The organism is Pseudomonas sp. GD04058 (assembly GCF_029836855.1).
In the GTDB taxonomy this organism is placed as follows: Bacteria; Pseudomonadota; Gammaproteobacteria; order Pseudomonadales; family Pseudomonadaceae; genus Aquipseudomonas; species Aquipseudomonas bharatica.
Genome location: NZ_JAOECN010000003.1, coordinates 1 through 20,572 on the forward strand (window position 1 = coordinate 1; position 20,572 = coordinate 20,572).

At 62.2% G+C, this 20,572-nt stretch carries 18 protein-coding genes and 1 pseudogene; 9 read left to right on the top strand and 10 right to left on the bottom strand.

Annotated features, from left to right (window positions below; translation table 11 throughout):
- Nucleotides 1–176: 176 nt before the first annotated feature.
- Complete coding sequence (locus N7650_RS03475) at nucleotides 177–1,172, bottom strand: site-specific integrase (RefSeq protein ID WP_279897132.1); 996 nt, start codon at nucleotides 1,170–1,172, stop codon at nucleotides 177–179.
- Nucleotides 1,173–1,339: 167 nt separating this feature from the next.
- Here N7650_RS03475 and N7650_RS03480 point away from each other — a divergent pair, with 167 nt between their 5' ends.
- Nucleotides 1,340–1,984, top strand: coding sequence for an MBL fold metallo-hydrolase (locus N7650_RS03480; RefSeq protein WP_279897133.1), 645 nt, complete (start codon nucleotides 1,340–1,342; stop codon nucleotides 1,982–1,984).
- 94 nt (nucleotides 1,985–2,078) lie between these two features.
- Nucleotides 2,079–2,777: an OmpA family protein gene (locus N7650_RS03485; protein WP_009405833.1), complete on the top strand. Its 699-nt coding sequence runs from the start codon at nucleotides 2,079–2,081 to the stop codon at nucleotides 2,775–2,777.
- Between the two features lie 145 nt (nucleotides 2,778–2,922).
- Here N7650_RS03485 and N7650_RS03490 read toward each other — a convergent pair whose 3' ends face one another.
- The 3 genes and pseudogenes from N7650_RS03490 to N7650_RS03500 form a co-directional block, all read right to left on the bottom strand.
- Complete coding sequence (locus N7650_RS03490; protein WP_279897134.1) at nucleotides 2,923–3,801, bottom strand: acyltransferase; 879 nt, start codon at nucleotides 3,799–3,801, stop codon at nucleotides 2,923–2,925.
- 2 nt (nucleotides 3,802–3,803) lie between these two features.
- The gene (gene pta, locus N7650_RS03495; protein WP_009405829.1) at nucleotides 3,804–5,900 is read right to left on the bottom strand and encodes a phosphate acetyltransferase; all 2,097 of its coding nucleotides are present in this window, start codon (nucleotides 5,898–5,900) and stop codon (nucleotides 3,804–3,806) included.
- 102 nt (nucleotides 5,901–6,002) lie between these two features.
- Nucleotides 6,003–6,122, bottom strand: a pseudogene (locus N7650_RS03500) (DUF3565 domain-containing protein); the annotation flags it as partial.
- Here N7650_RS03500 and N7650_RS03505 point away from each other — a divergent pair.
- The 3 genes from N7650_RS03505 to N7650_RS03515 all read left to right on the top strand — a co-directional run bounded on the left by N7650_RS03505 (nucleotide 6,091) and on the right by N7650_RS03515 (nucleotide 8,518).
- The gene (locus tag N7650_RS03505; RefSeq protein ID WP_009405827.1) at nucleotides 6,091–6,576 is read left to right on the top strand and encodes a peptidylprolyl isomerase; all 486 of its coding nucleotides are present in this window, start codon (nucleotides 6,091–6,093) and stop codon (nucleotides 6,574–6,576) included. The pseudogene N7650_RS03500 and the gene N7650_RS03505 sit on opposite strands and share 32 nt — an antisense overlap.
- A gap of 156 nt (nucleotides 6,577–6,732) precedes the next feature.
- A complete protein-coding gene (locus tag N7650_RS03510) occupies nucleotides 6,733–7,215 on the top strand; it encodes a glutathione peroxidase (protein ID WP_009405825.1) in 483 nt (160 codons plus the stop codon).
- 199 nt (nucleotides 7,216–7,414) lie between these two features.
- On the top strand, nucleotides 7,415–8,518 hold the full coding sequence (locus tag N7650_RS03515) for an NADH:flavin oxidoreductase (protein ID WP_279897135.1): 1,104 nt from the start codon (nucleotides 7,415–7,417) through the stop codon (nucleotides 8,516–8,518).
- Here the strand turns inward: N7650_RS03515 and N7650_RS03520 are convergent.
- Nucleotides 8,487–9,704, bottom strand: coding sequence for a glycosyltransferase family 1 protein (locus tag N7650_RS03520; protein WP_279897136.1), 1,218 nt, complete (start codon nucleotides 9,702–9,704; stop codon nucleotides 8,487–8,489). The two genes, N7650_RS03515 and N7650_RS03520, sit on opposite strands and share 32 nt — an antisense overlap.
- A 180-nt stretch (nucleotides 9,705–9,884) precedes the next feature.
- On the opposite strand from N7650_RS03520, the gene N7650_RS03525 reads away from it, so the two are divergent.
- Nucleotides 9,885–11,198 carry a PAS domain-containing methyl-accepting chemotaxis protein gene (locus N7650_RS03525; protein ID WP_279897137.1) on the top strand — a complete coding sequence of 438 codons (1,314 nt, stop codon included), beginning with the start codon at nucleotides 9,885–9,887 and terminating at the stop codon, nucleotides 11,196–11,198.
- Between the two features lie 104 nt (nucleotides 11,199–11,302).
- Here the strand turns inward: N7650_RS03525 and N7650_RS03530 are convergent, their stop codons facing one another.
- From N7650_RS03530 to cysZ, 3 genes are all read right to left on the bottom strand, one after another.
- Nucleotides 11,303–11,806 (bottom strand): hypothetical protein, encoded by a 504-nt coding sequence (locus N7650_RS03530; protein ID WP_158487741.1) that lies wholly within the window; start codon nucleotides 11,804–11,806, stop codon nucleotides 11,303–11,305.
- Between the two features lie 11 nt (nucleotides 11,807–11,817).
- On the bottom strand, nucleotides 11,818–12,426 hold the full coding sequence (locus N7650_RS03535; RefSeq protein WP_279897138.1) for a DUF4019 domain-containing protein: 609 nt from the start codon (nucleotides 12,424–12,426) through the stop codon (nucleotides 11,818–11,820).
- Between the two features lie 233 nt (nucleotides 12,427–12,659).
- A complete protein-coding gene (gene cysZ, locus N7650_RS03540) occupies nucleotides 12,660–13,427 on the bottom strand; it encodes a sulfate transporter CysZ (RefSeq protein ID WP_279897139.1) in 768 nt (255 codons plus the stop codon).
- A 258-nt stretch (nucleotides 13,428–13,685) separates the two neighbouring features.
- Between cysZ and N7650_RS03545 the strand changes: the two genes are divergently transcribed.
- Nucleotides 13,686–14,285, top strand: a complete 600-nt coding sequence (locus N7650_RS03545) for a peroxiredoxin (RefSeq protein ID WP_009405814.1) — start codon at nucleotides 13,686–13,688, stop codon at nucleotides 14,283–14,285.
- A gap of 116 nt (nucleotides 14,286–14,401) precedes the next feature.
- Nucleotides 14,402–15,364, top strand: a complete 963-nt coding sequence (gene trxB / locus N7650_RS03550; protein WP_009405812.1) for a thioredoxin-disulfide reductase — start codon at nucleotides 14,402–14,404, stop codon at nucleotides 15,362–15,364.
- Nucleotides 15,365–15,427: 63 nt separating this feature from the next.
- Here trxB and N7650_RS03555 read toward each other — a convergent pair whose 3' ends face one another.
- Both N7650_RS03555 and nadC read right to left on the bottom strand, forming a co-directional pair.
- Complete coding sequence (locus tag N7650_RS03555; protein WP_009405810.1) at nucleotides 15,428–16,822, bottom strand: amino acid permease; 1,395 nt, start codon at nucleotides 16,820–16,822, stop codon at nucleotides 15,428–15,430.
- A gap of 414 nt (nucleotides 16,823–17,236) precedes the next feature.
- The gene (gene nadC, locus N7650_RS03560) at nucleotides 17,237–18,085 is read right to left on the bottom strand and encodes a carboxylating nicotinate-nucleotide diphosphorylase (protein WP_009404447.1); all 849 of its coding nucleotides are present in this window, start codon (nucleotides 18,083–18,085) and stop codon (nucleotides 17,237–17,239) included.
- A gap of 257 nt (nucleotides 18,086–18,342) precedes the next feature.
- Here nadC and N7650_RS03565 point away from each other — a divergent pair, with 257 nt between their 5' ends.
- Nucleotides 18,343–20,535 carry a DUF1631 domain-containing protein gene (locus N7650_RS03565; protein ID WP_279897140.1) on the top strand — a complete coding sequence of 731 codons (2,193 nt, stop codon included), beginning with the start codon at nucleotides 18,343–18,345 and terminating at the stop codon, nucleotides 20,533–20,535.
- Nucleotides 20,536–20,572 lie beyond the last annotated feature (37 nt).

A 20,572-nucleotide genomic window follows, 5' to 3' on the forward strand; every position in this document is an offset into this window, starting at 1 on the left:
AGTGTTGCGCATCTAATTGACCAATGCACAGCTTTTAAAACGGATGATTTTCCAGAGCCATTTCCGCCCACCATCAATGTGACAGGGCCAAGTGGAATGGTGAGCGGGCTATCAATCCGCATAAAGTTTTCAATTGTTATAGCGTTGATCATCTCGTTCCTTAAGGTTAGGTAGCATCAATTCAATTTTTTCGCTAAGTCTTCGGCGCGTGGGTGGTAGTAGCGCATGAGCATCCGAGTAGCTTGGTGGCCGGTGATTTTGGTCAGCTCATGCAGTGGGAAAATCTCGGCCAGGCGTGATGTGGCCTCATGGCGTAGGTCGTGGAACCTCAGGTCGACTAGGAAGGGATCCTTGGCAATCTGCTCCGCGGCCTTTTCTGGCTCGAATCCTTCGTATTCTAGGTGCAGCTCAAGCCCTGCCGCATAAGCTTTGCGAGCATCACTCATGGCGTCCAGAAAAGCCTTTGTGATGGTGTCAGGCTGGCTCCTGAAAACCCGACCATCATCTAGCTTTGGCTGGCTCTCAACGATGCCGGCGGCCCGGGTGGAAAGGGGGACGCCACGTGATGATCCATTCTTCGTCATCGGGAGGAGGGCGGTCCGCTTTGTCAAATCGACATTGGCGCGAAGCAGGCCAGAGATCTCGCTGCGGCGCATGCCTGTCTCAACGGCGAATCGAACGATCTGAGGAAGCTCTGCCGAGCGTGAGTGCCGGCAGATCATTTCCAGCTCGTCTAGGTGCTCGCAAAACAGTTCATCGTTCTGAAGTGTCCATACATCTGCGCTCAGGATTCGCCTGTCTCGGGCGTCATCAACGCTTGGTTGACGGATCAGTTCGACGGGGTTGCTCAGCGACTCCATGCGCCACTCTTTTCGGGCGATAGTGAAGACGTGGGAGATAAGTGCTAGCTCACGGCGAACCGTAGCTGGAGCGAGACCTTCGGCTAGCCGTTCATCGCGGTACTTAGCCAAATCGGCACCACGAATGCTTGCGAGCGATCGAAGCGCGAGAGGGTGGCGCTGCATGGCTTGGATGCGCGATAGCTCGGAAGCACTGCTTCGTTTTTTGCTAGTCACCTCTCTGGCATATGTTTCTAAGGCCTTTGAGAATGACGTGGACTCAGCCTCATTTCGGCTGACGAAGACGCCTGCATCCATCTCGCGCTCGATCATCGTTGCCCAGGTCTTGGCTTCTGCCTGGGTGTTGAATGTCCGTGCCTGAGGAGGCCATCCTTTGCGTCGAACCTGGACCTGCCACTGTGATGGGCCGCGCTTCCGAATCGTCGCCATTTGAATTCTCAGTGTGACAAAATTGTGCCAAATATCATAAAGGAATACCTATGGAAGCCGCAAAGAACGCGATAATACGCGAAACATTCCCTGTTGGGCCTTTGCAGTGCAACTGCACCATCATCGGCGACCCGATCACCAAGAAAGCCATAGTCGTAGACCCGGGCGGCAACCCCGACCTGATCATGCAGAAGCTTGATGCCCATGGCTTGAAGGTGGTCAGCATCATCCATACCCATGCCCACCTCGATCATTTCCTGGCCTCCGGCCAGTTGAAGGAAAAGACCGGCGCCACCCTGCACCTGCATAAGGACGACCAGTTCCTCTGGGACAACCTGGAAATGCAGTGCCGCATGTTCGGCGTGCCATACGTGCCGGTGCCGTCGCCGGACCGCTGGCTGGAGGATGACGAGGAGCTGGCCTGTGGTTGCGGCGTGGCCTTGCATACGCCAGGTCACACCCCGGGTTCGATGAGCTTCTGGTTCGCCGACGCCAAGCTGCTGATCGCCGGCGATACCCTGTTCCGCCGTGGTGTGGGCCGCACCGATTTGTGGGGTGGCGATCAGGCAACTATCGTTCGTTCTATCAAACAGCGGCTGTATCGTCTCGACGAAGAGGCGACGGTGGTGGCCGGGCATGGTCCCGACACCCGTCTGGGTGAGGAAATGCGTGAAAATCCGTTTGTTCGGGCATGAGCGCAGGGAATTTTTCTTCGCCGCCGCACTCCAAGGCTGGTGGCGAACTCACGTCAGTTGGCCATCTATACGAATTGTTCGCAGGAGCTTGTCCATGTTCACCATGCGCCGTTTGATTATCGTCGCTACCGCCGCTGCCCTGATGACTGGCTGTGCCAGCCAGAACCCCTATGACAACCAGGGTGGCCAGGCGCAGGGCTCCTCAGGGATGAGCAAGACTGCCAAGTATGGCGGCCTGGGTGCGCTGGCCGGTGCCATCGCCGGTGCCGCCATCGATCACAACAACCGTGGCAAGGGCGCGCTGATCGGCGCGGCGGCAGTGGGTGCCGCAGCTGCGGGCTACGGCTACTACGCCGACAAGCAGGAAGCCGAGCTGCGCGCGAGCATGGCCAACACCGGTGTGGAAGTGCAGCGTGAAGGCGACCAGATCAAACTGATCATGCCGGGCAACATCACCTTCGCCACCGACTCGGCGAACATCGCGCCAAGCTTCTATTCGCCGCTGAACAACCTGGCGAACTCGTTCAAGCAGTTCAACCAGAACACCATCGAGGTGGTGGGCTTCACCGACAGCACCGGTAGCCGCCAGCACAACATGGACCTGTCGCAGCGTCGTGCGCAGGCCGTCAGTACCTACCTGACTTCCCAGGGCGTCGATCCGTCGCGGGTGAGCGTGCGTGGCATGGGCCCCGACCAGCCGATCGCGAGCAATGCCGATGCCAACGGTCGGGCGCAGAACCGCCGGGTAGAGGTGAACCTGAAGCCGATTCCAGGGCAGAACTATCAGCAGTAATCTTTGACGTTCCCATCGCTGGCAAGCCAGCTCCCACAGGGTCTGAGGTGATCAGCAAATCCTTGGCTGGCTCTGACTCCCACAGGGTTACCGGTGCACGCGGTCCTGTGGGAGCTGGCTTGCCAGCGATGGTGCCTTCAAGATCTCAACGATTCATCTGCTCCAACCGCTGATCTTTCTTCTCCCACAACCGGTTTATCCACTGCTGAAACGCCGCCCGGTAGTCCTCGTCCTGGTCATAGCTCTTGCCAAGAAACTCCCCTGGAATCGCCAGTTCCTCGAACTGCACGACGATCCGCCGCACCCGTCCGCACAGCAAGTCCCAGAAGCCAGGCGCGCCGTCGGGGTAGTGGATGGTGACATCGATGATCGACTCCAACTGCTCGCCCATCGCATCCAGCACGAAGGCAATGCCTCCGGCCTTGGGCTTGAGTAGATGGCGGAAGGGTGAATGCTGCTGGTCATGCTTGGCCTGGGTGAAGCGCGTACCCTCGGCGAAGTTGAAGATCGCAGTCGGCTTGCCGCAGAATCTGGCGCAGGTCTTGCGCGTGGTTTCCAGGTCCTTGCCGCGCTTTTCCGGATGCTTGTCCAGGTACGCCTTGCTGTAGCGCTTCATGAACGGGAAGCCCAGTGCCCACCAGGCCAGGCCGATCACCGGCACCCAGATCAATGCCTGCTTGAGGAAGAACTTCAGCGGGCGAATGCGCCGGTTCAGCACGTATTGCAGCACCAGGATATCGACCCAGCTCTGGTGGTTGCTGGTCACCAGGTAGCTGTGCTGGTAGTCGAGCCCGTCCAGCCCTTGCACCTGCCAGCGGGTGCGCCCGAGCAGCTTCATCCAGCCCTTGTTGTTGCTGATCCAGGCTTCGTGGATATGCCGCATCAGCTCGTCCGTAACCCGCTGCGCCGCCGCGAACGGCAGGCACAGCTTGACCAGGCTGACGATGAACAGCGGTGTGCAGCAGGCCAGGGTGTTGAGCCCCAGCAGCAAGGCGGCCAGCGTGCCGCGCAGGATGTCGGGCATGATCAGAATTCCGCCGCGCGGCTGGCCTGGATCGCGGTCAGGGCGATGGTGTAGACGATGTCGTCCACCTGGGCCCCGCGCGGCAGGTCGTTCACCGGTTTGCGCAAGCCTTGCAGCATCGGCCCGAGGCTGACGCAATCGGCGCTGCGCTGTACCGCCTTGTGCGTGGTGTTGCCGGTGTTCAGGTCAGGGAACACGAACACCGTGGCGCGCCCGGCTACCGGGCTGTTGGGGGCCAGTTGCCGGGCGATTTCCAGGTTGGCGGCGGTGTCGTACTGCAGCGGGCCGTCGATCTGCAGGGCGCGCTGGGTTTCCTGGGCGAGCAGGGTGGCTTCGCGGACCTTCTCCACTTCTTCGCCGCTGGCAGACTCGCCGCTGGAGTAGCTGATCATCGCGACCCGTGGGTTGATCCCGAAGGCTTGCGCGGAGTCGGCGCTTTGCAGGGCGATTTCCGCCAGCTCGGCGGCACTCGGGTGCGGGTTCATCACGCAGTCGCCGTATACCAGCACCTGCTCGGGAAAGAGCATGAAGAACACCGAGGACACCAGGCTGCAACCCGGTGCGGTCTTGATCAATTGCAGGGCCGGGCGGATGGTGTTGGCGGTGGAGTGCACCAGGCCGGATACCAGGCCATCGACCTCGTCCAGGGCCAGCATCATGGTGCCGATCACCACCGGGTCTTCCAGTTGCTGCTCGGCCATCGGGGCGTTCAGGCTCTTGCTCTTGCGCAGGCTGACCATGGGTTCGACATAGCGCTCGCGGATCAGGTCCGGGTCGATGATCTCCAGGCCTTCCGGCAGGCTGATGCCCTGGGCCCGGGCGACGGCCTGGACGTCGTCCGGCCTGGCCAGCAGCACGCAGCGGGCGATGCCCCTGGCCTGGCAGATGGCGGCGGCCTGCACGGTCATGGGTTCGGCGCCCTCGGGCAGGACGATGCGCTTGTTCGCCGCCTGGGCCTGCTGGATCAGGCGATAGCGGAACACCGCCGGCGACAGGCGCATTTCCCGCGGGGTGCCGCAGCGCTGGTTGAGCCAGTCGGCATCGAGGTGGCTGGCGACGAAGTCGGTGATGATCTCCGCGCGCTCGCGGTCATCCACCGGGATTTCCTTGTTCAGCTGGTTGAGCTGGTTGGCGGTGTCGTAGGACCCGGTGCTCACCGAGAGGATCGGCAGGCCGGCGAGCAGGGCGCCCTGGCACAGTTCGAGGATACGTGGATCGGGCTTGCTGTCGCTGGTCAGCAGCAGGCCGGCCAGGGGCACGCCGTTGATCGCGGCGAGGCTGACGGCAAGGATGATGTCGTCGCGATCGCCCGGGGTCACCACCAGCGTGCCCGGCTTGAGCAGCGGCACGGTGTTGGCCACGGTGCGGGCGCACAGGATGATCTTGTTCATGCGCCGGGTTTCGTAATCACCGGCATTGAGCACCTGGGCACCGAGCAGGTCGGCGACATCCCGCGTGCGCGGGTCGTTGAGCCCGGCCTGGAACGGGATGCAGCCGAGCAGGCGGAATTCGCCGCTGCGCAGCAAGGGCGAATGTTCGCGCAGGCGGCTGGCGAACCCGACCATGTCCTCGTCGCTGCGCACCTTGTTAAGAATCACCCCGAGCACTTTCGGGTCGCGCGGGCCGCCGAACAGCTGGGCCTGCAATTCGACGCGACCGGAGAGTTCGGCAAGCACGTCGTTTTCCGGCGCGGAAACCAGGATCACCTCGGCATCGAGGCTCTTGGCCAGGTGCTGGTTGACCCGCGCGGCATAGCTGGCGTGACGGGTCGGGACCATGCCCTCGACCACCAGCACGTCCTTGTCGACGCAGGCCTGCTGGTACAGGGTGATGATTTCTTCCAGCAGTTCATCCAGCAGGCCTTCGCCGAGCATGCGCTCGACATGGGCCAGGCTCAGGGGCTTGGGCGGTTTCAGGCCGTGGGTCCGCGAAACCAGTTCGGTGGAGCGTTCCGGCCCGGTGTCGCCCGGGTGCGGCTGGGCGATCGGCTTGAAGAAGCCGACCTTCAGGCCGGCCCGCTCCAGGGTGCGGACCAGGCCCAGGCTGATGGAGGTCAGGCCAACGCCGAAGTCGGTCGGCGCGATGAAAAAGGTTTGCATGCGAACTTCTCGAATGAGCCAGTGCAAAAAACGTCAATTGCCAAGGGTATCGCTAACCCGCCCTGCCGTGCATCCGCCAGTGGCAAAAGCCCCGGGATGGCGGTCCCGTCTGTCCGGGTTGCGTTCGCTTTCGGACGATGCGTTGGTTACACTTGCTCGCTCACACTTCTTATGCAAAAGGTCTCGCCCCATGCTGATCGCCGCCAACAAGGCTGTCTCCATCGACTATACCCTGACCAACGACGCCGGTGAGGTCATCGACAGCTCCGCTGGCGGCGCGCCGCTGGTATACCTGCACGGCGCCGCCAATATTATCCCGGGCCTGGAAAAGGCCCTGGAAGGCAAGGGCGCCGGCGAAGAGCTGAACGTCACCATCGAGCCGGAAGACGCCTACGGCGAATACCTGGCCGAGCTGGTCAGCACCCTGAACCGCAGCATGTTCGAAGGCGTCGACCAACTGGAAGTCGGCATGCAGTTCCACGCCTCGGCGCCGGACGGCCAGATGCAGATCGTCACCATCCGCGACCTGGACGGCGACGACGTCACCGTCGACGGCAACCACCCGCTGGCCGGCCAGCGCCTGAACTTCAAGGTCAAGGTGGTCAACGTGCGTGACGCCAGCGAAGAAGAAATCGCCCATGGCCACGTCCATGGCGAAGGTGGCCATCACCACTGATTTTCTGCGCTAAGCTCAGAGAGTCGCGAAGGCGCCTTGTCCTTCCGTCGTGCAGTCCGCAAGGGCGCATGCGGCAGGCCAGGCGCCTTTTTAGTGGCCCGCGATCGTGGCCGACCGCCGGGATGACCGGGATCCGTCGTAGAAGGGGAGTACGTCATGAGTGCATTTCACGACCTGAAACTGCAAGCGCTGAACGGCCAGGACCTGTCGCTGGCACCGTTCAAGGGCCAGGTAGTGCTGGTGGTCAATGTCGCCTCCAAATGTGGCCTGACGCCGCAGTATGCGGCGCTGGAAAATCTCTATCAGCAGTACAAGGGCAAGGGCTTCAGCGTACTGGGCCTGCCGTGCAACCAGTTCGCCGGCCAGGAACCGGGCAGCGAGGAAGAGATCGCCAGCTTCTGCAGCCTCAACTATGGGGTGACTTTCCCGCTCGGGGGCAAGCTTGAGGTCAACGGGGCGCACCGGCATCCGCTGTATCGCCTGCTGGCGGGCGAGGGCGCGGAGTTTCCGGGCGACATCACCTGGAATTTCGAGAAATTCCTGGTAGGCAAGGACGGGCGGGTGCTGGCCCGGTTTTCGCCGCGGACCGCGCCGGATGATCCGGCAGTGGTGCAGGCGATCGAGAAGGCGTTGGCGTAATTTCTCTGGTGTTCTCAAGGGCCTTATCGCTGGCAAGCCAGCTCCCACAGGTGCGGTGCATGCAGTCCCTGTGGGAGCTGGCTTGCCAGCGATGAGGAAACCACAAAATCTTTGCTCTCAAATCACCCAGATCAATAGTACTCGTTCCCCCATCCTGCCCATCCTATGCTCAGGCGCCTTTCATCCCGAGGAGCGCCACATGTCCGCCAATGCACTGTTCACGCCTTTCCAACTGGGCGCCCTGGAGCTGCCGACCCGTGTAGTCATGGCGCCGATGACCCGCACCTTCTGCCCCGGCGGCGTGCCCCACGCCAAGGTGGTCGACTACTACCGCCGTCGTGCTGCCGCCGGTGTCGGCCTGATCATCACCGAGGGCACCACCGTAGGCCACAAGGCCGCCAACGGTTACCCGAACGTACCGCGCTTCTACGGTGAGGATGCCCTGGCCGGCTGGAAGAAGGTGGTCGAGGCCGTCCATGCCGAGGGTGGCCGCATCGTGCCGCAACTGTGGCATGTGGGCATGGTCCGCCGCCTCGGTACCGAGCCGGACGCCAGCGTGCCGGGCTACGGCCCGAGCGAGAAGCTCAAGGATGGACAGGAGGTTGTCCACGGCATGACCCGCGAGGATATCCGGGGGGTTATCGCCGCCTTCGCCCAGGCCGCCAGGGATGCTCGATCCATCGGCATGGACGGCGTGGAGATCCATGGTGCCCACGGTTATCTGATCGACCAGTTCTTCTGGGACGCCAGCAACCGTCGCGACGATGAGTACGGCGGCGATCTCGCGGGGCGTTCGCGGTTCGCCATCGAATTGATCCAGGCGGTGCGTGCTGCGGTAGGTCCGGATTTCCCGATCATCTTCCGCTTCTCCCAATGGAAGCAGCAGGACTACAACGCACGCCTGGTTACCACGCCCGAAGCCCTGGGCGAATTCCTCAAGCCTTTGTCCGAGGCCGGCGTGGATATCTTCCACTGCTCTACCCGTCGCTTCTGGGAGCCGGAGTTCGAAGGTTCGCCGCTCAACCTGGCGGGCTGGACGCGCCAGCTCACCGGCAAGCCGACCATCACCGTCGGTAGCGTAGGCCTGGATGGCGAGTTCCTGCAGTTCATGGTCGATACCGACAAGGTGGCGCAACCGGCCAGCCTGGAAAACCTGTTGCAACGGCTCGACGCCGAAGAGTTCGACCTGGTCGCGGTGGGGCGCGCGCTGCTGGTCGATCCGCAATGGGCGGCCAAGGTGCGGGACGGCCGCGAAGGCGAGATCCTGCCGTTCAGCCGCGAGGCGCTGACGAGCCTGGTTTGACCAGCAGGTCGGGCCCGTTCATTGCGACGGGCCTGCCTCGTACCGGCTCGCAGGCATTGCGCAGGAGTGCCTCGAACTGCTCGACAATCGCCGGCCAGCCTTGGCGGCTGGCGTGCTGGCGGGCATTCAGGCGAACCCGGCGCAGGGTCTCGTCATCTTCCAGAAGCCAGCAGGCGGCATCGATAAAGGCGGCGGCATTGCCTGGCATCGCCAGTGCGCCATTGTGCCCGTGGCGGATATGCTGGGCTGCTGCGGCTTCATCATAGGCAACCACGCCCAGCCCCGAGGCGAGGGCTTCCAGTACCACATTGCCGAAGGTCTCGGTCAGGCTCGGGAACAGGAAGATATCGCCGCAGGCATAGTGTTCGGCCAAGGGTTCGCCGCGCTGCGGGCCGCAGAAAATGGCGTCGGGCAGTAGTGCCTGCAGGGCGGCCCGTTGCGGGCCGTCGCCGACGATCACCAGGCGGATGCGGCGTTTCGGGTACCTGCGTTGCAACTCCTGAAGGGTACGCCCCAGCATCCCCAGGTTCTTTTCCGCCGCCAGCCTGCCGACATGCAGCAGGGCGATATCGTCGTGGCCCAGCCCCCATCGCTCACGTAGCGCCGCATTGCGTCGCGACGGGTTGAACAGGCAACTGTCGACTCCGCGGGACAACAGGGCCAGGCGCTCGAAGCCACGTCTTTCCAGGGCCAGGCGCTGGCTCGGGCTGGGCACCAGGGTGCTGTGGGTGCGCTGATGAAACCAGCGCAGGTAGTGGGTCAGCATCCGTGCCAGCAGGCCCAGGCCGTACTGGCTGGAATACTGCTGGAAGTTCGTATGGAAGCCACTGACCACGGTTATCCCCAGGCGCCGCGCGGCGCGCAGCGCACTCAGGCCCAGCGGGCCTTCGGTGGCGATGTAGAGCACGTCGGGGCGGTCCCTGCGCCAGCGCCGCAGTAGCTTGTGCATCGACACCTGGCCCCACTGCAATCCCGGGTACCCCGGCAGCGGCCAGCCGCGGCAAAGCAGTTGGTCGGCGTTGGCCTGCCCGGGCGGGTCGTCGCTTTGCCGCGGCCGCACCAGTTCCACCCGGTGGCCGCGCTGGCGCAGGCCTTCGCTAAGGCGGCCGAGGGTGTTGGCCACGCCGTTTATTTCCGGCGGGAAGGTTTCGCTGATAAGGGTGATGTGCAGCGCGAGCGTCGTCATGCTGTCCAGTCTCCAGCGCTGAAATGGCTTGCGGGTGACGTTCGCATGACAACTTCATGACGCCCGATCCTTGGCGCTCCGGGCAAAGAAATATTCCCGTTTTGTTGCTCAAGAATGACGTCCCGCCAGCCGATGCAGTACGCATTCCCCCGATGACGATAGCGCTCCAGGAGAGCGGTGATGTTCAACAGCAAACTGAAGAAAGAAAACCAGGAACTGCGCGAAAGACTGCTGAGCCTGGAGCAGGTCAAGGACAGTCTGGACAGCGAAATGCTGGTGCTGCAGCTGGACCCGAGCGGGCGCATCGAGTCGGTGAACATCAACTTCGAAAAGGAAATGGGCTGGAGCAGTTCGCAACTGGTCGGCCGGCCTATCGAGGATATCGTTCCGGCGCACGTCAAGCCGCTGGATTTCTACCAGCGCATGAAGCAGGCCATCACCCGCGGCGAGCATCTCAACGGTGCATTTCGCCTGCTTCGTGGCAACGGCGAGGAGGCCTGGCTGCGCTCGATCCTGCAACCGGTGAAGGACGGCAGCGGCCGTATCCAGTACTTCACCATGCACTCCAGCGACCTGACCCGGACCATCGAGACCTCGCGAGAGCACGAAAGCCTGATCAAGGCGCTGATGCGTTCCACCGCGGTGATCGAGTTCAACCTCGACGGTGAAGTGCTGACGGCCAACGACCGCTTCCTGCGCACCATGGGCTACAGCCTGGAGCAGGTGCGCGGCAAGCATCACCGGATGTTCTGCGAGCCGGAGGAGTACAACTCCGCCGAGTACCAGGCGTTCTGGGGCAAGCTGCGCCGTGGCGAATTCGTCGCCGAGCGCTTCAAGCGCATCGACGCCCACGGCCGGATCGTGTGGCTGGAAGCCTCGTACAACCCGATCATCGATGCCCATGACGTGCTGTACAAAATCGTCAAGTTCGCCACCGTGATCACCGACCAGGTGAATCAGGAAAACGCCGTCGCCCAGGCGGCCGATATCGCCTACACCAATTCCCTGGCCACTGACACCAGTGCGCGCCGGGCCACCGAGGTGGTGACCCAGACGGTGGATGTCATGCGTGGCCTGGAAACCTGCATGCAGGATGCCGCCAACGGCATCCAGGCACTGGACAAGCAGTCCCAGGTGATCGGCTCGATCATCAAGACCATCAGCGACATCGCCGGGCAGACCAACCTGCTGGCGCTCAACGCTGCCATCGAAGCGGCCCGTGCCGGCGAACAGGGCCGGGGCTTCGCCGTGGTCGCCGACGAAGTCCGCCAACTGGCCTCGCGCACCAGCACCGCCACCGAGGAAATCGCTCGCGTGGTGCAGCAGAACGAGGAACTGGCCAAGGCCGCGGTGGACATCATCGACAGCAGCAAACGCCAGGCCGAGCAAGGCCTTGAACTGGCGGGGCAGACGGGGGCGGTGATCACCGAGATCCAGGACGGTGCGCGGAAGGTGGTGAACGCGGTGGGGCAGTTCTCCAATCAGCTGAAGTAACCGCCTAAAGAGAAAGGCCGGCGCGTGATGCGCCGGCTTTGTTCGGTTCAACTTCACAATAAGATTTTGCGCGAGTTGCATGCGATGGTATTGACCAGAACGAGTCAGCCTTCGTTGAAACACATTAAAATTCGTTGTGCTCGTTCCGGACCTGATGGATAGAAAGGAGGCATTGGCGGGTTGTTCTGAAAGAACGAAGCGACCAGTTGAGTGGTATTCGCGTCCAGTAGCCCTTGGCTTTTCAGTAATTGCACCGCTGTACAATCTGCATCGACTTCCATGCTCAGGTTTATATTACCCAAGGTGTGACCCAATCGGTGGTGCATGCATTCGTGGCCATAAATGAACAATTGAACAGGTGGCGGTAACAGCGGCATCGCTTGAGGGTTCAAATAAATCATGGGGATGAATCCTGGTGGCATCGGATACGGCTGGGTTCCTGCTCTTGCCACATCATTCATAACGGCTAGATCCGTATAGACGGTCATGCCATTTGGAAGTTGGCAGTAAACGTTGATTCCGCCGATCATGGGACTTGCTTGTGGTACTGCGATGGCTGTGGATGTAGTGATGGTCGTTACCAAGGCAAGTATCGCGAGCTTGATCATCGTACTGTTCTCTAGGGAGCACACATTAAAGGGGGGCAGGGAACTATGTTGTGATAGAGAACTTTCCATTGATCATGCTCTGCCGTTGTGGTTACGAACTCTAAAAAATCAAGGTTATTCTCGAACCTTGTTTTGTAGGTGACAGTCGTGAAGGCGCCTTTTAAGTTGTTTGGCAATTGGCGTGTTGGCGCAACGGCCGATGGTCGCCTCGTGAGTACCTGGCCTAACGGTCTCCTTTCTGCCTCATAAGTGCTCTCAAACATGGGAAACCGGAGTTGTTTTTTGGCCTCTTCCGAAAGACTGTCCCAAGCTGCCTGGTATCGACCGCTGTCTATAAATCCAAGGTAGCTGCTTATGGCTACTTGCGGGTTTTCGGTTGGAAATGGAACGAGAGGGTCATCCGTGGGGGATTTGGTATATACCCAGGCACCGATTCCCGAAACTGATGTCAAGAATGTTAGGCAAATAATCAAACGAATGATTTTGTAAGCCTGAACTCTGTTGAGCCCTGGAAAAATCTTCTTTCTGATCACTTCTCGAAAAATTATTACGAGCGCGCCAATGGCCAGGCCGGCAACCCCTGCAATTCCGCCCGCCACGGATAATATGGATGAGTCCATTCCAGCCTCCACGCATCCTGTCAAAGAATTGCGAGCTTCGAAGATTTCATCCGTGACCGGCCGGATTCGCCGACGGATATCTGAAGATTAGCGTTAATTTTTCAGGTGGCTAGCATTTGGCCAGCTTTGTTTGCTGGCTTGCCAGCGGGCGCGAGCCAGTTCACTAAAGGGGGGGAAATGGGATAGGTGCTTCGGCTGCTGAAGGAGGTGGCAGACAAAGCACCTGAGTGTGGTTAGCTGTGGATTGATGTACCTCGGTCGCTGGCAGCATTCTGGTCGCGCTCGCGTACCCAGAACAGCGTCGCACCGGCCACCGCCGCCGGCATCATCAGGATATTCACGAACGGCACCAGCAGCGCCAGGTAGGTGATCCCGCCAAAGCTCAGGCTTTGCCAGCGCTTGACGCGCAACCAGGCGAGCATGTCCTGCCAGCTCATCTTGTTGTTGTCCGCCGGGTAGTCGATGTATTGGATCGCCATCATCCAGATGCCGAACAGCAGCCACAGCGGCGCGGCGATGATGTTCACCACCGGGATGAACGACAGGATGAACAGGCCCAGGGCCCGCGGCACGAAGTAGCCGAGCTTGCGCATCTCGCGGCCGAAGGTGCGTGGCACCATGGCCACCAGCTCGCCCCAGCTGAAGGGCGGGAAGTCATCCTTGCCGCGTACCACTACCTCGACCTTTTCCGCGAGGAAGCCGTTGAACGGTGCGGCGATGATGTTCGCCAGCAGGGTGAAGGTGAAGAACACCATCAGCACCACCAGTATCACGAACAGTGGCCAGAGGATGTAGGTGAGGAAACCCAGCCAGTCGGGCAGGGTAGGCATCAGCGCATCGACCCATAGGGCGAACTGATGCCCGGCCAGGTAGACAAGGCCAGTGAAGAGCAGCAGGTTGATTGCCAGCGGCAGCAGCACGAACAGACGCAGGCCGGGACTCAGGACCAGTTTCAGGCCCTCGCGCAGGTATTGCGGGCCGGACAGAACGGGGGCTTGCATAAAGGGCTCCGGGGAAGGAAAACGCGCCGACCTTACCGAGTTTGGCCACCTGACGAAAGCTGACCGATGGCCAGGAAACCGGGTGTAACAATTCCTCGGAAGGATAGGTCATAGCTAAAGAGACACACTCCGAGGGCCTGTATAGAGCAAGTCTATAAGGTGGATTGTTTAAGGATATTTCCTTAATCTCTGGGCCCTCGCTACAGTGCGCACATTCTTTTTCAACGCCTTCGAATCCACGGTTCTCAAGGAGTTCCCATGAGCATTCTGGTCAACAAGCAAGCCCCTGATTTCGACGCCGCAGCGGTGCTGGGCGACGGTTCTATCGTCGATAGCTTCAAGCTCTCGTCCCTGCGCGGCAAATACGTCGTGCTGTTCTTCTGGCCGCTGGACTTCACCTTCGTCTGCCCTTCGGAAATCATCGCCCACAACAACCGCATGGCGCGTTTCCGCGAGCTGGGCGTTGAAGTGGTCGGCGTGTCCATCGACTCGCAGTTCACCCACCATGCCTGGCGCAGCACGCCGGTAGAGAAGGGTGGCATCGGTGCGGTCGAGTTCACCATGGTCGCCGACGTCAAGCACGAGATCACCCGCGCCTACGGCGTCGAGCACGATGATGGCGTGGCCCTGCGTGCATCGTTCCTGATCGACCAGCAAGGCGTGGTGCAGCACCAGGTGGTGAACAACCTGCCACTGGGTCGCGAAGTGGACGAAATGATCCGTCTGGTCGAAGCCTTGCAATTTACCGAGCAACATGGCGAAGTCTGCCCCGCCGGCTGGCGTCCTGGCCAGAAAGGCATGAAGGCTGACGCCCAGGGTGTCGCCGATTACCTGGCGGAAAACGCCAAGAGCCTGTAAGGCCTTCGCCGCAACGGTTTTCAGAACCTGTCGCGATAGGTCTTCAAGGCTCGGCAGGTTCTTTTTTATTCTTCGGGGTTGGCAGTCATTCAGCGCCGGCCCGACAGGAGCGTGTCATGTCCGAAGTACGTCATTCCCGCGTCATCATCCTGGGCTCCGGCCCTGCCGGCTACAGTGCTGCGGTCTACGCGGCGCGGGCCAACCTCAAGCCGCTGCTGATCACCGGCATGCAGGCTGGCGGCCAGCTGACCACCACCACCGAGGTCGACAACTGGCCGGGCGACCCCCACGGCCTGACCGGCCCGGCCCTGATGCAGCGCATGCAGGAACACGCCGAGCGGTTCGAGACCGAAATCGTCTTCGACCACATCAACGAAGTAGCCCTGCAGCAAAAACCGTTCACCCTCAAGGGCGACAGCGGTACCTACACCTGTGACGCGCTGATCATCGCCACCGGCGCCAGCGCCCGCTACCTGGGCCTGCCATCGGAAGAGGCGTTCATGGGCAAGGGCGTTTCCGCCTGCGCAACCTGCGACGGTTTCTTCTATCGCAACAAGCCGGTAGCCGTGGTCGGTGGCGGCAACACTGCCGTGGAAGAAGCGCTGTACCTGGCCAACATCGCCAGCAAGGTGACCCTGATCCACCGTCGCGAAACCTTCCGCGCCGAGAAGATCCTGATCGACAAGCTGCATGCCCGGGTTGCCGAAGGCAAGATCGAACTCAAGCTCAATGCCACCCTGGACGAAGTCCTGGGCGACAACATGGGCGTCACCGGTGCGCGCCTGAAGAATAACGACGGCAGCTTCGACGAGATCAAGGTGGACGGTGTGTTCATCGCCATCGGCCATACCCCGAACACCTCGCTGTTCGAAGGCCAGCTCGAACTGAAGGACGGCTACATGGTGGTTGCCGGCGGCCGTGAAGGCAACGCCACCGCGACCAACATCGAAGGCGTGTTCGCAGCAGGCGACGTGGCCGACCACGTGTACCGCCAGGCGATCACCTCGGCCGGTGCCGGTTGCATGGCCGCGCTGGATGTCGAGCGCTACCTGGACGGTCTGCAGAACGCTTCGTTCTGATCGACGCAAAAAAGCCGCGAAGGGCCTGAGGGTCCTTCGCGGCTTTTTCATGTCCGGGTGCCGTCAATACACCCGCTCCAGTCCCGCCTCCGTTTCCTTGCCACGCTTGCGGCAGACGATGATCCCCACCAGCGACACACCCATCGCCAGCATCAGGGTACTGGTCGCTTCGGCACGATGTTCAGGCGTCACCACCAGTACGGCCAGCGCTGCCGAAATGAACAGGATCACGCCGTAGGTCAGCCAGGGGAACAGCCACATCTTCAGGACCAGCGCATCGCCGTGCAGGCGGCGCATGCGCAACTGTGAAATGGCGATTGCCAGGTACACCAGCAGGGCGATCGCCCCCGAACTGGAGAGCAGGAAGTCGAACAGGCTGGCCGGGGCGAAGTGGTTGAGGGCGGCAATGAAGGCACCCACCGCCGCGGTCACCAGTACCGCCGTGCGTGGCACGCCATTGCGCGAGGTGCGCGCCGCCGCAGCCGGCGCGTCCTTGCGGCGGGCCAGGGAGTAGAGCATGCGCGAGGCGATGTAGATCGACGAGTTCATGCAGCTGGTCACCGCCACCAGCACTACCAGGTCGACGATCAGCTTGGCATAGGGCACGTCCAGCAGTTCCAGGGCGCGCTGGTACGAGCCGACTGTCGCCAGTTGCGGATCGCTCCACGGCACCACGGAAATCACCACCATGATCGACAGCAGGTAGAACACGCCGATGCGCCAGATCACCGAGCGCGTGGCCTTGGCGATGTTGCGCGACGGTTCGCCGGATTCGGCGGCTGCGATGGTCACCGACTCGGTGCCGATGAAGCTGAACATGATGGTAATGAAGGCGCCGACCACGGCGGTCATGCCGTTGGGGGCGAAACCGCCGTGCTCCTTCATCACGTTGAACAGCCCGGCGCCTTCATGGTTGGGCACCCAGCCGGTCAGCGCGGCAGCACCGAAGCCGATGAACAGGATGATCGCGGTGACCTTGAGCAGGGCGAACCAGAACTCGAACTCGCCGTACTTGGCCACGCCGAACAGGTTGGTGATGCTCAACAGCAGCACCGAGGCCAGGGCGTAGATCCAGCTATCGATACCGGGAAACCACTGGTTGAGGATGTAACCGGCGGCAAGCGCCTCGATGGGCACCACCAGCACCCAGAACCACCAGTACAGCCAGCCGATGGTGAAACCGGCCCAGCCACCGATGGCCTTCTCGGCATAGGTGGAAAACGAGCCGGTGTCCGGGTTGGCCACGGCCATTTCGCCGAGCATGCGCATGACCAGCACCACCAGGGTGCCGGCGGCCAGGTAAGCGAGGATGACTGCAGGTCCGGCTGCGGCGATGGCATGGCCGGAGCCGACGAACAATCCGGCGCCGATGATCCCGGCGATGGACAGCATGGTGACGTGGCGGGGCTTGAAGCCGGCGGACAGTTGTCCACCGTGGGAGTCGTTCGGGCTCGACATACTCTGCTCTTGTTGGATGAGGATTATCGGGGCAGAGACAAGGCAGCGACGCTCAAGGGCGTGCCTCTACGCGTATTGTTATGAGCCGGTAGCGGTCCGGCGCAGCTACCTTACCGCGAGGCAAGGCGGGCAAATTGACCCGGTTGCGGCTTGGGGCTTTCCGATTGCGACATGGAACGGACGTACGGAAAACCCTGTGGGAGCTGGCTTGCCAGCGATTAGGGCCCGACCTGACAACACCATTTCCCGGGCCGGCCTCATCGCTGGCAAGCCAGCTCCCACAGGGATCGCGCCCGCCGCTGAAGCTGTGGGAGGACCGGCGCCTGGTGTACCAGGGCGGGGTTCGAGGCGTTGAGTCGTTGATCCAAAGAACACCGCAGCTCCCACAGGGGGTGCGTGGCGGTCTGGAGTGTGTCAGAGGCTCAGGCGCATCGACAGGTCCACCGCCTTTACATCCTTGGTCATCGCGCCGATCGAGATGTAGTCCACCCCGGTCTCGGCAATCACCCGCAGGGTGCTGTCGTTGATCCCGCCGCTGGCCTCCAGCCTCGCGCGACCGGCGGTGATGCGTACCGCTTCGCGCATTTCATCCAGGCTCAGTTCGTCGAGCATGATGATGTCGGCGCCGCCGTTCAGGGCCTGTTGCAGCTCGTCCAGGCTTTCCACCTCGACTTCCACTGGCTTGCCCGGGGCGATGCGCCGCGCGGCACCGATGGCTTCGGCGATGCCGCCACAGGCGGCGATGTGGTTTTCCTTGATCAGGAAGGCATCGAACAGGCCGATGCGGTGGTTATGGCAACCACCGCAGGTGACCGCGTACTTCTGCGCCAGGCGCAGGCCGGGGAGGGTCTTGCGTGTATCGAGCAGTTGTACCCGGGTATCGGCGACCTTGTCGGCCAGGGCCCGGGCATGGGTGGCCACACCCGACAGCATCTGCAGGAAATTCAGCGCGCTGCGTTCGCCGGTCAGCAGCGAGCGGGCCGGACCTTCCAGGTGGAACAGCGCCTGGTTGGCCACCGCGCGCTGACCGTCCTGCACCTGCCAATGCACTGCCACCCGCGGATCGAGCTGGCGGAACACCGCATCGACCCAGGCCGTACCGGCGATCACGCAGTCCTCGCGGGTAATGATGGTGGCCTTGGCCAGGCGTTCGGCAGGGATCAGTTGCGCGGTGATATCGCCGCTGCCGACATCTTCGAGCAACGCACGGCGCACGTTGGCTTCGATTTCGGCGGTCAGATCGGCGAGGCGTAGGTTCGGCATGACGAGCTCCACAAGCAAAGTGGCCGGAATTATAGGGCAGGCCGGGGCGTGCGCGCAGCAGCCGGTGGGCATTGCGTCCGGCAGTTGCCTTTGGTCGGGAAAGTTGAGCGTTTTTCCTGCCACGACGGTCTACCCGGGGCTGGAGTTCCGCGCGTTGTCCCTCTGGCAAACGGAAATTAATTTCAAGATAATGCGCGACCTATATTTGACGTCATGCTTTTGACGATCGCGAAACAGCCCCCAACAAGGAGACCGGGATGCACAAAGACGGGAAGGTTGTGCCCTTTCGCAGCCTCGCCAGCCAGGCAGTGCCCGCGCCTGTCGCCCGTCTGCCGGTCGCCCTGCTGCATGTTCGCGACCGGGCGGCATTGCAGTTGCGCCAGTCCCTTCAAGTGCTGTTCGACAATGCCGACGACACGCTCTTCGAAATGGCCGACAAGGCCACCGCAAGCAAGGAGCGCAACCTGCTGTTCGAGGCCATGCGCGACCTGCGGCACAAGCGCAAGAGCATCGAGCGCGGTTTTCTCGACAGCTTCTATGCCGCGTTCATGGAAGCCGGCCATGGTGACCCGTTGGCCGCCCTGTCGGCGCGAGCGGCGCTGCCTGGTACGCTCGGCCTGATTGTCGGCGATGAACTGGAACGCGCCGTGGCGGTGGATGGCATGGTCGCACGGGTGATGAATCGCGATGGTCTTGCCCTCGGGCAACTGACCCGACGTCTCAACAGCCTGCTGCAGCAACCCCTCGACGATCGCAGTAATCCGTTGGGCCCGACCCTGCTCTGCGAGTATTTCCTGCATGCCGGGCGCAGCCTTGGCGTGGGCATCAAGGTCAAGCTGGTCCTGCTCAAGCTGTTCGAGCGCTATGTGCTGCGCGAAGCCGACCAGCTCTATGACGAGGCCAACCAGTCGCTGGCCGACAGCGGCGTTCTCCCCGAGCTGCAGGCGCCGCCACGCCGCCGCGCCCAGGACCGTACCCGTGTGGAAACCCTGGCGCCGGCCAATGAAGTGGCGGACAGCCCGGACGCTGAGCAAACCGATGCCGCGACCCAGGCGCTGTTCTCCTCGCTGCAGCCACTGTTGCGTCCGGTGCGCGGACGTCTGGCCCCGCGCCTGGGAGGCGGTCCGGTGCGCCCGATCAGCAGCCGCGACCTGCTGCGGCTGCTGACCCACCTGCAACGCTACGTGCCGGCGGAACTGGAGCATGAGGACTTCGACCTGCGCCATCACCTGGAGCAACTCTTGACCCGGCTCAGCGTGCAGAGCGGCCAAGGGCGCCGTCTCGACGCCGGCGACGAGGACGTGATCAACCTGATCGCCATGCTCTTCGACTTCATTCTTCGCGACCGCAACCTGCCGCACTCCTTGCGGATCCTGATCGGCCGCCTGCAGATCCCCATGCTCAAGGCGGCCTTGCTCGACAAGCGCCTGTTCAGCCGCGCCACCCACCCGGCGCGGCGCTTGCTCAATGAAGTGGCCGCCGCCGCCATGGGTTGGGACAAGCGTGGCGACCCTCAGCGCGACAGTCTTTACCAGCACGTGGAGCGGATGGTGCAGCGGCTGCTCGACGACTTCGATGACGACCCGGCGATTTTCGCCGAGCTCCTCGAGGATTTCCTCGCCTTCATCAACGACGAGCGGCGCCGTACCGAACTGCTGGAGCAACGTACCCGCGATGCCGAAGAGGGGCGCGCCCGCACCGAGCAAGGTCGAGGGCGGGTCCAGCACGAGCTCAACCGGCGGCTGCAGGGCAGGAACCTGCCGCGCATCGTGATAAGGATGCTGGAGGAAGCCTGGAGCCAGGTGTTGCTGCTGGCCTGGCTCAAGCATGGCGAAGACTCGTCGCCATGGCGCGAGGCGCTGCAGACCATGGACGAGTTGCTATGGAGCGTCGGGCCGCTGGAACTGCCGGAAGATCGCCAACAGTTGCTGGTGCGTGTACCAGGCCTGCTCAAGGCGCTGCGCGATGGCCTGGGCGGTGTGGTGTTCGATCCGTTTGCCACCAGCGAATTCTTCGCTGCCCTGGAGTTGCTGCATATCGGCGCGTTCGATCCCTCGGGCCGCCAGGGCGAGGCGCAGGCGGGAACCGAGCGGGTACTGGTGCGCGACGAAATCATCCTCCAGGACCAGGAACATGTGGCGCCTTGCGATAGCCAGGCGCTGCTGGCTGCGGACGATCCGCAGCTGTTGCGGGTTCGTGCCTTGCAACCCGGAGCCTGGATCGAGCTGCAGGAGGATGGGCAAACCCTGCGCTGCAAGTTGATCGGCCTGTTCGATGACAGCGACCGCTATGTGTTCGTCAATCGCAGCGGCATGAAGGTTCGCGAATGGACCGGGATGGGCCTGGCGGCGGCGTTGCAGCGAGGTGATGCAAGGCTGCTCGACGCCAGCCTGCTGTTCGACCGTGCCCTGGAGTCGGTGGTCGGCCAACTGCGGCGCGAGCGCCAGTGAAGCCTCACACTTTTTAACGATACAGGGCGGCTCGGCT

Coding starts and splice junctions, on each gene's coding strand:
- N7650_RS03475 (WP_279897132.1), bottom strand. CDS start 1,172: ATGATCGAGCGCGAGATGGATGCAGGCGTCTTCGTCAGCCGAAATGAG.
- N7650_RS03480 (WP_279897133.1), top strand. CDS start 1,340: ATGGAAGCCGCAAAGAACGCGATAATACGCGAAACATTCCCTGTTGGG.
- N7650_RS03485 (WP_009405833.1), top strand. CDS start 2,079: ATGTTCACCATGCGCCGTTTGATTATCGTCGCTACCGCCGCTGCCCTG.
- N7650_RS03490 (WP_279897134.1), bottom strand. CDS start 3,801: ATGCCCGACATCCTGCGCGGCACGCTGGCCGCCTTGCTGCTGGGGCTC.
- pta (WP_009405829.1), bottom strand. CDS start 5,900: ATGCAAACCTTTTTCATCGCGCCGACCGACTTCGGCGTTGGCCTGACC.
- N7650_RS03505 (WP_009405827.1), top strand. CDS start 6,091: ATGCTGATCGCCGCCAACAAGGCTGTCTCCATCGACTATACCCTGACC.
- N7650_RS03510 (WP_009405825.1), top strand. CDS start 6,733: ATGAGTGCATTTCACGACCTGAAACTGCAAGCGCTGAACGGCCAGGAC.
- N7650_RS03515 (WP_279897135.1), top strand. CDS start 7,415: ATGTCCGCCAATGCACTGTTCACGCCTTTCCAACTGGGCGCCCTGGAG.
- N7650_RS03520 (WP_279897136.1), bottom strand. CDS start 9,704: ATGACGACGCTCGCGCTGCACATCACCCTTATCAGCGAAACCTTCCCG.
- N7650_RS03525 (WP_279897137.1), top strand. CDS start 9,885: ATGTTCAACAGCAAACTGAAGAAAGAAAACCAGGAACTGCGCGAAAGA.
- N7650_RS03530 (WP_158487741.1), bottom strand. CDS start 11,806: ATGATCAAGCTCGCGATACTTGCCTTGGTAACGACCATCACTACATCC.
- N7650_RS03535 (WP_279897138.1), bottom strand. CDS start 12,426: ATGGACTCATCCATATTATCCGTGGCGGGCGGAATTGCAGGGGTTGCC.
- cysZ (WP_279897139.1), bottom strand. CDS start 13,427: ATGCAAGCCCCCGTTCTGTCCGGCCCGCAATACCTGCGCGAGGGCCTG.
- N7650_RS03545 (WP_009405814.1), top strand. CDS start 13,686: ATGAGCATTCTGGTCAACAAGCAAGCCCCTGATTTCGACGCCGCAGCG.
- trxB (WP_009405812.1), top strand. CDS start 14,402: ATGTCCGAAGTACGTCATTCCCGCGTCATCATCCTGGGCTCCGGCCCT.
- N7650_RS03555 (WP_009405810.1), bottom strand. CDS start 16,822: ATGTCGAGCCCGAACGACTCCCACGGTGGACAACTGTCCGCCGGCTTC.
- nadC (WP_009404447.1), bottom strand. CDS start 18,085: ATGCCGAACCTACGCCTCGCCGATCTGACCGCCGAAATCGAAGCCAAC.
- N7650_RS03565 (WP_279897140.1), top strand. CDS start 18,343: ATGCACAAAGACGGGAAGGTTGTGCCCTTTCGCAGCCTCGCCAGCCAG.